The following is a 15,611-nucleotide window of genomic DNA, read 5'->3' on the forward strand; positions in this document are numbered from 1 at the left end:
CATAGTAGCATACTCAATGAGTGTGTTCTTATTTTATAGGTAGTTATCACTGCTAGTTTTTCTCATGTTGTTCTTGTTGGGTTGAGTATGACAATAAAAATAAAAATACTTGTTAACATAATGCTCATTGTCAGCGCATTCAATGCGCTTTACTCAAGTGCTAAAACGCCCCCTAATACTGACCAAAACCAATTAGAAACAATTCAAATTAGGGGCTTTCATGACAGCGCTATCAAATCACTACGAGACAAGCGCGATAGCCAGTCAATCATAGAAGCAATCAGCGCGCAAGATATCGGTAAGTTCCCTGATAAAAATGTCGCGGAAGCATTGCAACGCATCACCGGCATTTCACTTTCACGTGTCCAAGGGGAAGGTGAACGTGTGGGTGTTCGTGGCACAACACCGGAACAAAATCGCACTTTTTTAAATGGTCAAGCGATTGCCTCTGCAGATTGGTGGATCTCAACCCAGCCTGATCGTGGTTTTAATTACACGCTGTTACCCGCTGATTTAGTGTCCTCTCTGGAAGTATATAAAACCCCGCAAGCGGATCATAACGAAGGTTCATTAGGCGGCTCTGTTAATATTAAAACACAACGACCTTTGCATACACAGAGCAATCAGTTTGTTACCAATGCACAAGTACAATACAATGATTTATCAGGTGAATTTGACCCACAACTGGCTGTATTTTATAACTGGACTAATCCCGATAAAAATTTTGGTGCATTAGTTACCTTTACCCGAAATCAACGCTCACTACGCCGTGATGGACTTGAATCTTGGGGCTGGCATGAACAAAACTTTCAACAAAATGCCGATGGTAGCCTGTCCGCAACAGACAGTGACACTGCCAATATAAAAAACATCTGGACGCCCGGTGGTGGTGGCTCTGCCATATTCCAGCAGCAGCGACTATTAACGAGTGCCACGGCAAACTTTGAGTATCAGCCCAATTTAGAGTGGAACATTCAACTTAATACCTTGTATTCCGTACTTAATGCCGATAACAATAACCAAAACTTTTTATGGCAACCCAGTAGCGTGTTTGCCAGAGGTGGTCATGTCAGTGATGCTCGCATAAGTGATAACACATTAACTTACGCCCGCTATTCAAAAGTACCCGCACAAAACGCCCAAAATTTACCATTTAGTACCGCCATGGAAGCTATTTGGCGAGAATCTGAAATCAATACCAGTAGCGCGCATTTAATTGTTAGCCAACAAGCGCACCTTTGGCAGAATCAATACCAAATTGGTTTTACCAAAGGCGGCGGTGGTTCAAAACAAGATCACACCTCACAATTTTCAGCCAATACCGCCTATACGGTTGATACTACTGAACGTAAAAATATAATCGCCAACTATGATGTGTCGCCTCTCGATGCAAAGGCTTGGCAGCTAACAGAAGCACGTAACGACAGCCAAGATTCCAATGATCAAGAGCTCTATTTACAAGCTGATTTTGAACGCGCAATTGATCACTCAATCATCAGCGCCATAAAGGTAGGTGCCAAGTACCGCGATCATCAACGCGATTTTATTCGTTATCGCTCATTTAATGGCGCATTTGATGGTATAGCCCAGCAACTTGATTGGACCTTAGCGGATTACCCAGCGGCTTTTCCTCATGGCTTTTTAGCCGATATTGGCGATCAACACACCCTTAAAAATTATAGTTATGCCGATATCAGTGCCTTATCAAATGATTTCCAAACTATCGACTTTGTGCAACAAGAAGAAAAAGCCAGCCGTTTTGATATTCAAGAACGCACTACTGCAGGTTATGTTAAATTAATGTTGGATGGCGATGATTACCGTACCAACTTAGGCGTACGCGTTGTTAATACCGTTCAAGACTCCGGTGCTTATCAGCGTGTTGGTTCACCGGTTGAACAACAAGAAAGCTTTGTCTGGCAGCAACACAACAAAAACTATGTCGATATATTACCCAGCGCCAATATCAGCATTGACCTGAACGAGAACCTGATCGCCCGCGTCAGCGCTGCACGAGTGATGTCGCGTCCACAATATAATCATTTGATGCCTTCCACTAATTACAATGTCACCCAAGCACAAGGACAAGGTGGCAACCCTGACTTAGATCCGTATCGCGCCAATCAATTTGATGTAAGCCTTGAATGGTATTTTGATGATGCCGCCCTGCTTTCTGTGGCATTGTTTAACAAAGACGTTGAATCCTTTGTCGAATTTAAACGCACCATTGAACAACATGAAGGCATTGCTATGACCATTGACAGGCCCATCAATGGCAGTGGCGGCACTATTCGAGGTGTAGAAATTGGCTATCAACAAGAGCTTATTTATGGTTTTGGCTTGATCACTAACTACACCTATGTCGATGGCGACCGCACAGATAGCATATCAGGGCGTGAGGATTATGTGCCTGGCACTTCAAAACATACAATAAATTTAACCAGTTACTATGAAAATGAGTGGTTAAGTTCACGTTTAGCCTATAACTATCGTACTCATTTCGCCACGGGGGTTGGTGAAACTATGATGGATAATTTTGGTCAACTTGATGGCAGTATTACCTTCAAAGTATCTGACAGCCTTGATTTTGTAATTGAAGCAATCAATCTTACCGATGAAATCACTTACCTGTATGAGCGTAATGAATATGCACCAACAGGCGTTTATCAAAATGGCCGCCGCTTTTATGTTGGTGTACGTTACAGCCATTAATCGATAGTGCTTGGAAGTTAATCGCATATTTTCGTAATTGAGTAGCCTATTGATATACTGCCTTCGATAATTAAAACAAGCGAAGGAAAAATCATGCTAAAAACTAGCTTAGCGCTGGCCATTGGGCTGTCAAGTTCACTGGCGGTTGCTGCCACATCGTTAACCGTCGAAGATATTCCAAAAATTCAATCTGTGCTGCAAACCAGTATCAGCCCTGATGGTGATACAGTGGCCTTTACCCGCTCTGTGCCACGTGAATTATACGTAGCTGAAAATGGCAGCAATTACAGCGAACTTTACGTTGTTGATGATAAAGGTGTAGAGCGCCCTTTCATTACCGGCTCGGTAAGTATCAAGAGTATTCAATGGTCAAACGACAGCAAAACCATTTATTTTTTAGCTAAGCTAAAAGACGACAAGTTTACCGCGTTATACCAAATTCCAGTAGACGGTGGTCAAGCGCAAAAAGTACTGTCGCTTAAAGACACCTCAATTTCTAGTTACCAATTAAGCCCGAACAATAAACAACTCGCTATTTTAGCCATGCCAGCGGCTGATAAGTCTGAAAAAGAGCTTAAAAAACTAGGCTTTATGGCAGAAGTATATGAGCTTGGTTTAAAGGATAAACAACTGTTTATTGTTGATTTAGCCAAAGCAGACCTGCCATTAACCCCGCAAGCCCTAAACGTTGCTAACTACGTCAGCGATGTAAACTGGGCAGCACAAGGCGACAAATTATTAGTAAAAACCCAGCCTACTGCACTGATTGACGATAAATACACTAAATCACAATGGCATTTATTTGATATCGCGACTAACCAAGTAACCATGTCATTTGCCACAGAAGGTAAATTAGACGGTGCTGAGCTGTCTCATGATGGCCGTTATATCGCGATTTTGGGTGCCGAAGATAAACACGATCCGGCGACAGGTCGCTTATTCTTAGCAGACACTAAAACCGGTGAAGTAACTGACTGGTTACCTGACTTTATGGGTCACATCGTTGATTTTGAATGGTCCAATAAACGTAATACATTGAACTTTATTGCCAATGTAGGCACGCAAAGTTTTGTCGCGAGTATTAAAACGGGTTCAAACAAATACAAAAAGCTGATCAAAGAAGGCCAATTTATTGCCTCAAACCTAAGTATTTCTGATTCAGATAAAACCTTAGCGCTACGTGCAAATACAGCAAAGCACCCAAATGAAGTATTTATTGTTCGTGGCTCTAAAGCGCAGCGCTTAACCGATTCAAACAACTGGTTAAATGACAAGCGTTTTGCTAAGCAAGAGACTATTTCACTTAAGGCTCGCGACGGTGTTGAGATTGATGGGGTACTCGTTTATCCACTTGATTATAACGAAGGCACACGTTACCCATTGATCATGTCTGTGCACGGCGGCCCTGAAAGCCATGATAAAGATGGCTGGCTAACAAACTACTCGCGCCCAGGGCAAATGGGCGCCGCACGCGGTTATGCGGTGTTTTACCCGAACTACCGCGGCTCTACCGGTAAAGGGGTAGGTTACTCTAAACTAGGCCAAAACGATTACGCAGGTAAAGAGTTTGATGATCTAGTTGATTTTAAAGATCACCTTGTTGAAATGGGCTTAGTTGATGCAAAACGCGTTGGTATTACCGGTGGCTCATACGGCGGCTATGCCTCAGCATGGGGCGCAACAAAACTGACTGAACACTTTGCGGCAAGTGTGATGTTTGTGGGCGTAACTAATCAGCTATCTAAATTTGGCACTACGGATATTTCTAACGAAATGAACCTAGTACATGCCCGCTCTTACCCGTGGGATAAATGGCAGTGGTATTTAGAGCGCAGCCCTATTTACTGGGCCGGTCAATCAAAAACACCGTTGCTTATTATGCACGGTAAAGATGACCCGCGTGTACACCCTGCACAATCAATGGAACTGTACCGTTACATGAAAGTACAAGGCAAAGATGTACGTCTTGTATACTACCCGGGTGAAGGACACGGTAACCGCAAAGTCGCTGCACAATACGATTACAGCTTACGCCTAATGCGTTGGATGGATAATTACTTAATTGATGGCAACAAAGATATGCCAGCGTTTGAAATTGACCATGCCGCCAAACTAAAAGCAGTAAAAGACGCGAATAAGTCATAGTTAAGCTTACTTATTGAAAGGCCAACCACAGTATTGGCCTTTTTCATTTTAACCTGTAATTTTTACATTCTTTCTATACCACCTTGCTATGCGCCATTTGTATTTCAATATAAAACAACAGCTTAAATCATGGCTCGTCACTTGCTTACAAACCTATAGATGAGTAAAGCAAGGATAAATCATGAATATTTTTAAAGCATTACGTAACGATCACGATAAACAACGTTCACTGGTTGATGCACTAATTGCAACACATGGAGATTCACCAAATCGTCAATCGCTTATGGATAATTTAAAGCATGAGCTGGAAGAGCATGCCAAATTTGAAGAGCGCTATTTTTATAATCCCTTAATGTTTGATGATTTAACCCACGAAAAAGCCCGTCATGGTATAGCCGAACACCATCAGCTTGACGAATTAATTGAACAACTTGAAGAAACCGATATGAGTTCATCCGCTTGGCTGGTGACTGCAAAAAAACTTCATCATCTTGTGCACCATCATTTAACTGAAGAAGAGCATGAAATATTTCAGTTAGCTGGGAAAGCACTGAGCGAAGAGCAAAAACTAAGCTTAGCCGAAAAATATAACGATGCGATGAATTAAGCCTTATAGATGGGTACTTTGCTAGCAAAAGCACCCTGTATAACGCGAGCAATGTAGCGTGTTTTGCTCATTAAAAGTTATATTTAATCGTGGCAGAAAAGTTACGCCCTGCGCTGGCAAGGTTTGCTAAGCTGTCGCCAGCATCATGACCAGCAAGATTATTATGCTGGTAATACTCTTTATCAAATATGTTATTTACCGCTAAATTTAGCTGTGTATCAGCTAATCGATAACTTAACTGCCAATCAACTGTGCCATAACCTGGGGTTTGGTATTTTCCTTCATTTACCTTCGTCATTTGTTTTGCCCAGTTTAAAATCACATTGCTGGCAAAATCATCCTGTTTGTAACTAATACCTAGATTACCTGACAGCGGACTGATACTGGAAATATATTCATCTGTGCTGTTATCTTTACCATCTTGATATGCCACATTAAAGAATAGGTCAAGGCTGTCTGTTGCATAAAAGGTCGCGCCAAACTCCGCACCTTTAATCGTTACAGAGTCAAGGCTGTGGTATTGAAACGTATCTTGTATATACGAAAATGAGCCATCAGCATTAAAAACGCTGTCACGGTTAACCAGCTCAGTGGCCAAAAAGTTATCAAACTCATTGTAGAAAACAGCGGCATTAACTGTAAAGCTACCAATATGACCACGTAAACCTAGTTCGTAGCTATCACTTTCTTCCGCCGATAGATCATCACTTGGCATGATTTCATAGATGTATTCTGAGGTTGGTTGATTGTAGTGCTCAATGTACGCTAAATCATAGGCTGGCACTTTGAAACCTTGGCCATATTGCGCATACGCCGACAGCATATCGTTAATGTAATAAAGTGCACCCAAATTAAACGATAGGTGTTGGTCATCAATTTTTGCAAACTGAGTGCCATCCGTTTTCAATGCACCATTAGGGTCCATTTCATAATAGTCAAACCGAACGCCTGGGGTGATCACTAAACGTTTATCCATGAACGAAATTTCATCATTAATGAAAAAGCCTGCTCTGAAGGTATCATTGCGCGGAAATTTACTGGTTGAGTCATCTTTACTGACCACGCCATCCGCTTCTCGGTATTCGTGCACGGTACGCAAACTATCAGTTGTTTCAATATCTAAACCAAAGCCTAACGTGTGCTGCTGATTTAGCTGCTTACTGGCGTTCGATAACAAGCCTTTCGTGGTTTGCTTATAAAGACCTGTTTTAAACATATCGCGCTTTTCAACGGTACCAAACATCGGCGCATTAATATCTAAAAATGCGTACTCTTCATCTTCTTGACTGCTTTCATTGTAGTACCCCCTCACATTAAATTGATCCCACAGCAAGGTTTGCGCGTTGCTGTGATAGCTTAATTGATACGAGTTAGTTTCTTTATCAGTAATAGTGTGCTCATCGACAATGTTATACCCGTATTGTGCTAATGAACGAAAATAAGCCAATAAACCATCAGCGCTATCACCTTTCGCTTCTTGGCGCCAAAGATCGACGCTAAAATCTAGCGAGTCAGTTTCACTGATATTGTACTTGCCCTTATACATGAAGCTGCTTGATTCAATGTCAAATGGGCTCAGTGATCCATCATAACTTTGCTCTTCTTCACCATCGCGTAAGGTGCTACTAAGCACATGTTCAACATCGCCAGTAATAAAAGCCAAAGTACCAGCAAGCGTATATTGGCTACTTAAATCGCTATAACCGGCTTTAACATTACCTGCAAATTGCTCACCCGGCTGTAAATAATCGCTGGCATCTTTAGTGGTAAACACCACAATACCGCCTAATGCATCTGAGCCATACAATGATGACGATGCGCCCTTTGCCACTTCAACCTGCTTTAACGTATCTGTTTCAATAAAACCGCGCCCTACAATATCGTTTAAGCCATTTGCCCCATACCCCTCATTCATGCGCATGCCGTCTTTGATCATTAAAATGCGGTCCGAGCCCATGCCACGCACTGTAATATTTTGCGCCCCACCAATGCGACCCGTAATTTGAATGCTCGGGTCATATTTAAATAATTGATTGATGTCAGTTACTGCTTGCATTTGCATCTCTTCAGCCGTCATTACTGAAATACTCGCAGCCACATCTTTTAAAGGCTTTGCAATACGAGAGCCTGAAACAACCAGTACTTCTAATTCATCATTGGTAATTGACTGCGTATCATCTGCAATCGCACTAGTATGAAAAAGAACACTGCTAATAGCCAGTGTGATCAAAGAGAGTGTCGGCTTAAACATTTTTACATCCTTAATTTTTATTAGTAAAGCAGTGAATTCCTGCAAAAAACGAGAGAATAATACGCCATTATGAAAATTGATCAACACTAATGATAATAAATTTCATTTAGATTCTTGATTAAATATATGCAATGCTTTAAATTTGCCGCCTACTAATAAAAGGGGTAACTACTGTGAGTATTCAAACCATTGAAGTATTAATGGCTAATGTTTCTGAAATTTTAATGACACCGGTGATCATCGCTATTGTGGTGTTATTTATTTATGCAATTTTTGCATTGGGGCGGTTCATCAGCGAATATTGTATTCGTAAAAAACACAGCCTGCTCTATCAACGTCAAATAGACACTAAAAGTCCCAGCTGGTTGCGCGGCTTTGATATTCATAATTACTTTATTAAACACCCCAACGCGAGCGAGGATGAATACGAAGTTTTTGCGCTAAAACAACTCGAAACCTTACGAATTGTCACCCGTATTGCGCCAATGTTAGGGCTAATTGCCACTATGATCCCGATGGGGCCTGCACTCAAAGCATTAGCCGATGGTAACATTCAGGGTATTAGTGAAAATCTGATCATTGCATTTGCAGCGGTGATTTGGGGGTTAACTATTTCAACTATTACTTTTTGGCCTGCGTCAGTAAAAAAACGCTGGTGTGCCCAAGAGCTAATTAACATTCGTAAGTTTAGAGGCCAGTGAGATGCGCTTTTTAGATGAAGATGAAGAGTTAAACCCAATTGTAAGTGCGGTTAATCTAGTGGATGTATTTTTAGTGATCATCGCAGCATTACTGATCGCCATCGCACAAAACCCTCTCAGCCCATTTACTGCAGAAAATGTCACTGTGGTAAAAAATGCAGGCAAACCAAATATGCAAGTGATTGTAAAAGAAGGAAAAGAAATAAAACAATATCAATCAACAGGTGATATTGGCTCAGGTGCAGGAATGCGTGCTGGGGTCGCTTATAAAATGGCCGATGGCAGTTTTGTGTATGTGCCAGAAGCCGGATCGCAAGATCAAAACACCAACAATAACAACGAGAAAAAAATCCCATGATGCGTTTTATCATTTTATGCTTATGTTATCTAAGCATAGTTACGCCAAGTATAGCCGCTGAAGATAAACCCCAAGTGCTAATGATGATGTCGAGCCATGTATCAAAAGCCAAGGGAGATTTATTAACCTCATTAAGCGCCGATCAACCTTTTACATTCACCAACTACAGCGCCAAAGGTAAATCTGAGCAACAAATAATGCAAGATTGGCAAAATGCGGATCTAATCCTACTTGATGGTATCAACCCTGCTTTATCTAAATTCATGTTTGCAAAATATCAGCCTTATTTAAGTCAGTTTTCAAACGTGCCTGTCGTGTCATTAGGCGATCTAGAGAGCAGCGCTATGAACCAAGGGCTAACAGCTAAGCAACATCAACAAATAGGCCTTTACTATAATAATGCAGGGCGCGAAAACTATCGCAATTTAATGCTTTTTTTAAGTAACCAAGTATTTAAATTATCAAACACCACAGCAAAAGCCCCTACAATCGTGCCAAATGTAGGCCTATATCATCCCGATTTTGATACGCTCGTTAGCGCCGATGAGGAAGCTTTCTTCTCGTGGCTTAAACCTGCCCTCAATCAACCGGTGATAGCGATTGGCGTACACCGTTCAGTGATTGATTATGAACAACAACAGGTTGTAGATGCGTTAATACGTGGCCTCGAAAGAAAAGGAGCAAAAGCCATCGCATTCTTTTTTGAGGGCAATGATGAAAGCCTCGCATACCCTGATTTACTCACTGATGACAAGGGCGCGCGGGTTGACTTACTAATCAATTATCGTTCATTGCATTATGTTGAAAAACGCCGAGCTGAATTTGCTCAGATTGGTGTGCCCGTGATCCATGCTCTCAATTACACCGCAGGTGATGAACATGCTTTTGAGCAAGACCATGCTGGTATATCTCCCTCCCTCACCCCATTCTTTTTAGTAATGCCTGAAGATACCGGCAGTACCGATCCTACTATTATCGCGGCCAATCAAGAGGGTAAAAAAGTGGTGATGAAGGCCCAACTTGATGCCTTAATTGAACGTGCCTATAATCATGCAAACTTAAGCCATATCAAAGCCGAAGATAAAAAAGTGGCCACTTTCATCTGGAACTACCCGCCAGGAGAGAAAAACATTGGCGCTGCGTTTTTAGATGTGCCCTCATCAATCACCAATATTGCCACAGCACTAAAAGCCCAAGGCTATCAAATTGACAGCCTAAGCCCGCAGCAAATTATTGCCAATGCCGGTCAATTATTGCGTCCCTATTATCGTAATGAAGATACCAGCGCACTTATTGAGCAAGGTTTAGCCGATTGGCTGCCTCTTGAGACTTACTTAACATGGTTTAATGCCTTACCTACATCCGTTACTCAGCCAATTATTGAACGCTTTGGTGAGCCGCGCGATAACCCAATGGTTACTGAACATAATGGCCAACTAGCCTTTGTGATCCCACGTATGAAATTAGGTAACTTAATTGTATTACCGCAGGGTGTACGTGGGCAAAATGAGCAAGAACACTCCTCGTTATACCACAGCACTAAAACGCCAATTAATCACAGCTACTTAGCTATTTATTTATATGCGCGTGAAACCTTTGGCGCCAATGCCGTGATCCACTTAGGCACTCATGGCTCGCAAGAATGGTTAACCGGTAAAGAGCGAGGTTTATCCGTATACGACGCAGCAACTTTAGCTATCGGTAATATTCCTGTGTTTTATCCGTATATTATTGATAACGTGGGTGAAGCAATGCAAGCCAAACGCCGTGGTCGCGCAACAATGATAAGCCATCTAACCCCCGGTTTTGCTAAAGCAGGTTTATATACCCAAGTCGCTGAATTAAATGAATTGATCACTAACTTCATGATGCTTGAACAAGGCCAAACAAAGCAAAATACACAGCGTCAAATTACTGAACTTGCCAGTGAGCTCAATATTTTAACTGACTTGGCGCTAACACCCGATGCACTCAGTGCTGATTTTGATAATGCAGTCACCCATATTCAAGATCACCTTAATACGCTTGCCCAAATGAGCCAGCCATTAGGCATTCATATTTTTGGTGAATTACCCAAAGAGCAACACTTATACAGCACTATTTTTCAAATGCTCGGAGATGAATTTACCCAAGCCGCTGCGCAGTTTGAACAACAACATCACCTTACACTGTCTGTTGAACAACAAAAAGATCAGCGCAATGTGGTTAATCTTGAAGCACTTGAAGGCTATCAACTCGTTAAACGATTTATTGCTCAAAACAGTAATAGTAACGACCCTGTATTAGCAGCATTACCAGCAAAACTGAACTTACAACTTAATGAAGCTAAAAAATATTGGGATAACTTTCATGATATTGCTGAGCTAAGTGGTTTAGTAAATGCGCTTAACGGCGAATATATTCCGGTCAGTTATGGTGGCGATCCAATCCGCAGTCCTGAAGCTGTGCCTACAGGTCGTAATTTAATTGGTTTTAACCCAGCCAAAGTGCCGTCTAAAGAAGCTTACCAAGCCGGTGTAACGTTAATGGAGCAAACCATTAATGACTATCACAGTAAACATGGGCGCTTTCCACAAAAGCTAGCCTTCTCATTATGGTCATTAGAAACCATGCGTCATCAAGGGGCACTGGAAGCACAAATACTTCATGCCATGGGGTTAAAACCAAAATGGGATCATCAAGGTAATGTGATTGATACTGAGGTTATTCCCTATTCAGAGCTTGGCCGGCCACGCATTGATGTGGTGATATCTGCCACCGGTTTGTACCGCGATGCATTTCCAAATGTCATGTTATGGCTCGCTGAAGCGATTGATAAAATTGCCAAAATGAAAGAAGACAATAACTTTGTTTATCGCCATACCAATAGCCTAAAAGAGCAACTTTTAGCGCAAGGAAAAAGCGCAGCAGATGCTGATTACCTATCGTCAATCCGGTTATTTTCCAACGAAACTGGTAACTATGGAACCGGTCTTGCTGGTGCAAGTTTAGCGTCAGATAGCTGGGATGAAGAGAGTAAACTCGCTAATTTGTATCTTGATCGGATGGGTTTTGCGTTTGGCAAAGATGAACAGCGCTGGAGCGAAAATGTTAGCGATAGCAATTTATATAGCCAAGTGCTCTCTGGTACTGATGGCGTTATATTCTCACGCTCAACTAACTTATATGCACTGATGACCAATGATGATCCATTCCAATATTTTGGTGGTATCGGCCTTGCCGTACGTCATTTAGATGGTAACACGCCAGAGATGTACGTCTCTAACTTACGCCGTAAAGATAATGTCAAAGCACAAACCCTCAGTGAATTTGTCAATGCTGAAATGCGTAGCCGTTATTTCCACCCTCGTTGGATCAAAGCCATGCAAGAGTCTGGTTATGCCGGAGCCACAGCCATATTTGATCGCATGAATAATATGTGGGGCTGGGAAGTTATGACACCAGAAGCAATTAGAGATGACCAATGGCAAGCGTTTTTTGAAGTCTATGTTGATGATAAGTATGAAATGCAAATGCGTGAGTTCTTTGAACAACACAACCCAGAAGCACTCGCGCAAATCATCGAACGTATGGTTGAAGCGGTACGCAAAGGTTATTGGCCAGCGGATGCACAGACATTAAAGAAAATGCTTGAAACCTATACTGACATAGCCAACCAGCATGATGTGGTGACCGATAATGAAAAATTCACTGAGTTTGTTAAAAACCAAGCTGCAGGCTTTGGTTTAGCGCCGCTGCTCCCTGGCAGTACGCAAGCCTCAGTTAATGCTGCGGGGCAACAGCAAGTAAGCGGTCAAAAATTAGCACAGGTAGAGCAAAAAAGTAAAGATAGCGAACATGACTACACTCTTTGGTACATATTATTTGCAATTTTTACCCTTGGCGCAGCCAGTCCGCTACTGAGCAAAAAACGTTAACTTATTTGCCCAGCATCCCTCTTGCTGGGCTTTTCTATTTCATCCTAACCACCCGTACTAAGTACTGAAGTAATTTCACCCTTGTTTATTTTAATATGAATATTATTCACAAAATGTAAATATGTTTGCATACACAATTGAACATGCAACTGATAATTGTTATCATGCCGACCTTGGTTACTAGTTAGATTAACAATCTTTATTCTTTTCATGAAGGAAGTACAATGAAATCCCGTCCGCTTTATTTGGCCTCACTGATCAGTGCATTATTAACATCAACAACGCTTATCGCTGATGATGACACCGCTGAAAATATGGAAGTTATGGTTGTCACGGCGTCTGGTTACGAGCAAAAATTAATTGATGCACCCGCGAGTGTCTCGGTTGTTTCTCGCGAAGATCTCCAAAATAAGCCGTTTACCAGCCTTGCTGATGCACTTCGTGATATCGAAGGTATTGATGTCGGCGCAGGACAAGATAAAAATGGTAATATCAGCATTACTATGCGTGGTTTACCGGCTAGCTATACGCTCGTGTTGATTGATGGTCGTCGTCAAAGTGATGTAGGCAATATCGGACCAAATAATTTTGGCAATAGCCAATTTATGTACATGCCACCACTGGAAGCAATTGAGCGCATTGAAGTTGTACGTGGGCCAATGTCTACGTTATACGGTGCCGATGCCATCGGTGGGGTCATTAATATCATCACCCGTAAAAACCTTGATAGCACCCATGGTAGCGTGACTGTAAGTAGCAATATTCAAACCGACGACCAATACGGTAACGATAACAAAATCGACCTATATTTAACCGGCCCAAGTGGTATCGAAGGGTTAACCTATGGTATTCGCGGTAGTTTTTACGACCGCCAAGAAAGTGAGCCTACATACAGCGAAAACTTACCGCTACCAGATGGCAGCATGTGGGTTGATGATGGCAGCTTTGGCGATAAAAAAATCGTTGCAGCGCGTAACTGGAATGCAGGCGCCACAATAAACTATCTGCTCAATAAGCAAAACGAAATTACCTTTGAGTACGATATAGCTAAACAGCGCTACGATAATACCGAAGGTCAAACGGGTACGCTAGATAGCCCTGTCAGCTTATGGCGTGTTAGTAAAGGCATTGTCCAACCGCGAGTTGGTTATACACCTTATCAACGTGTTGAACGTGAGCAATTTGTCCTCGCCCATGTTGGTCGCTATGATGTTGGCACGCTTACCAGCAGCATTACCCAAAGCAGCAGCGAAAACTTTGGTCGCTCATTACCGCTTAATGTACAAGAGCGCTTAGGCGTGCAAGCCATTTGGGATCAAGCGGTACAAGATCAAGGCACAGACAAGCCTGAATTAACGGATGCAATTTACGCTCAACTTGATGAGACTTTTTTACCTCGTCCAATGCGTACATTAAAACTTGATAACTTAATTATTGATACTAAGTTTGAATCAAATATAGATAACCACTATTTTGTAGTTGGCGCACAGTATTTTGATGCCGAAATGGAAGATGGTGTATTTGGTATGTACGGTGATGGTTTCCGTAAAGGTACGACTCAAAATCACCGCCAAACCGCTATTTTTGCAGAAGATAACTGGGAAATAACCACAGATCTAACCGCTACTTTCGGCGCCCGTTATGATCACCATAATATTTTTGGCTCACAAGTCAGTCCGCGTGCTTATTTAGCTTACTCTCCTGCTGATCAATGGACCTTTAAAGGTGGTATCAGTACTGGTTATAAAACACCAGAGCCAAACCAATTATTCCCAGGCATCACCGGCTTTGGTGGCCAAGGTACTAAACCTTTTGTTGGCACGCCGGATCTACAACCTGAGACCAGTGTAAACTACGAAATGGCCGCTTACTTTAACGGTAATGATAACTTTAGCGGTAATATCACGGTGTTTTACAATGATTTTAAAGACAAAATCATTAACCAAGATAACTTGCCAAACTGTGAAGTGGCCATCGCTGATGAACCTTGTGTTGAAATTGGCGCAGGCTGGGCTGGCATCGGTAGCACCACATTCAGACAAGCCGCTAACGTTGATAAATCAGCAACTCGCGGCGTTGAAGTCGCTGCTAATTGGCAAATTATCGATAACCTAGCACTGCGTGGTAACTTTACTTATACCGACAGTGAAGTGAAAAGTGGCCGTGATGAAGGGCTTCCTTTGGTTAATACACCTAAAAACATGTATAACTTAACGCTTGCATGGCAGCCATTAGATGATTTGAGTATTTCACTTATTTCAGAAATTCGCAGTGATCGTTACCGTGGGACTGCTAATGTATCTGGTCCACAAGGCCCTGAAACACAAAAGTTATATTACAAAGCCTATGATTTATATCATCTCGCTGCGAGTTATAAAATTAATGATAGCCTAGCACTGAATGCACGTATTAATAATCTATTGGATGACGACTTATCAAGCCGCACTTGCTTGTTAGCAACATCAGCAGAAGAATATGAATGTACCTCAGATTATAATACCACGCAAAAAGCGCGTAGTTTTTGGGTATCTATGAGTTACAGTTTCTAAATAAAGATCTATAAGAATACAGCCCAGCAGCAATGCTGGGCTAAAACGCCTCAAAACCCAAAATAACACTTAAATCTAATTATATAGCAACCGCTTTTGCTCCCTGTGCTGCCGCTTCATCAACTCCAGCTTCTGCTTTCTAAGCGCACACGCGTATTTATATAATGGTTAACTGAGCAAGTTCAGTTGTTTATTCAGTAATAAACAACTAAATAAATATAAATAACCAATACTAAAAGACCGAAAACACACTAAGCGTTAAATATAAGTTAAAAAAACAGCTTAATTTTGTTGACCAAATATAAACATTGGCATACGCTTTTGTAAGCGCTTACATTTTGACGATATATTTTTTACCTCTCAATGTAAGC

Annotated in this window: 8 protein-coding genes; 7 read left to right on the forward strand and 1 reads right to left on the reverse strand. The window is 41.8% G+C overall.

Going from position 1 to position 15,611, the window contains the following annotated elements; translation table 11 throughout:
• Window positions 1–87: 87 nt before the first annotated feature.
• The 3 genes from ENH88_RS01815 (at window position 88) to ENH88_RS01825 (ending at window position 5,464) form a co-directional block, all read left to right on the forward strand.
• The gene (locus tag ENH88_RS01815; RefSeq protein ID WP_304178849.1) at window positions 88–2,712 is read left to right on the forward strand and encodes a TonB-dependent receptor; all 2,625 of its coding nucleotides are present in this window, start codon (window positions 88–90) and stop codon (window positions 2,710–2,712) included.
• 93 nt (window positions 2,713–2,805) lie between these two features.
• Window positions 2,806–4,857: a S9 family peptidase gene (locus tag ENH88_RS01820; protein ID WP_304178851.1), complete on the forward strand. Its 2,052-nt coding sequence runs from the start codon at window positions 2,806–2,808 to the stop codon at window positions 4,855–4,857.
• 181 nt (window positions 4,858–5,038) lie between these two features.
• Window positions 5,039–5,464: a hemerythrin domain-containing protein gene (locus tag ENH88_RS01825; RefSeq protein WP_304178852.1), complete on the forward strand. Its 426-nt coding sequence runs from the start codon at window positions 5,039–5,041 to the stop codon at window positions 5,462–5,464.
• Window positions 5,465–5,534: 70 nt separating this feature from the next.
• Here the strand turns inward: ENH88_RS01825 and ENH88_RS01830 are convergent, their stop codons facing one another.
• Complete coding sequence (locus ENH88_RS01830; RefSeq protein WP_304178854.1) at window positions 5,535–7,715, reverse strand: TonB-dependent hemoglobin/transferrin/lactoferrin family receptor; 2,181 nt, start codon at window positions 7,713–7,715, stop codon at window positions 5,535–5,537.
• A gap of 173 nt (window positions 7,716–7,888) precedes the next feature.
• On the opposite strand from ENH88_RS01830, the gene ENH88_RS01835 reads away from it, so the two are divergent.
• The 4 genes from ENH88_RS01835 (at window position 7,889) to ENH88_RS01850 (ending at window position 15,240) form a co-directional block, all read left to right on the forward strand.
• Window positions 7,889–8,416 (forward strand): MotA/TolQ/ExbB proton channel family protein, encoded by a 528-nt coding sequence (locus ENH88_RS01835; protein WP_301562933.1) that lies wholly within the window; start codon window positions 7,889–7,891, stop codon window positions 8,414–8,416.
• Window position 8,417: 1 nt separating this feature from the next.
• Window positions 8,418–8,774 carry a DUF2149 domain-containing protein gene (locus tag ENH88_RS01840; protein ID WP_301562932.1) on the forward strand — a complete coding sequence of 119 codons (357 nt, stop codon included), beginning with the start codon at window positions 8,418–8,420 and terminating at the stop codon, window positions 8,772–8,774.
• On the forward strand, window positions 8,771–12,691 hold the full coding sequence (gene cobN, locus ENH88_RS01845; RefSeq protein WP_304178859.1) for a cobaltochelatase subunit CobN: 3,921 nt from the start codon (window positions 8,771–8,773) through the stop codon (window positions 12,689–12,691). Before ENH88_RS01840 ends, cobN begins: the two co-directional genes overlap by 4 nt.
• A gap of 224 nt (window positions 12,692–12,915) precedes the next feature.
• Window positions 12,916–15,240 (forward strand): TonB-dependent receptor domain-containing protein, encoded by a 2,325-nt coding sequence (locus ENH88_RS01850; protein ID WP_304178861.1) that lies wholly within the window; start codon window positions 12,916–12,918, stop codon window positions 15,238–15,240.
• Window positions 15,241–15,611 lie beyond the last annotated feature (371 nt).

This window comes from Pseudoalteromonas prydzensis (genome assembly GCF_011050055.1).
GTDB lineage: Bacteria > Pseudomonadota > Gammaproteobacteria > Enterobacterales > Alteromonadaceae > Pseudoalteromonas > Pseudoalteromonas prydzensis_A.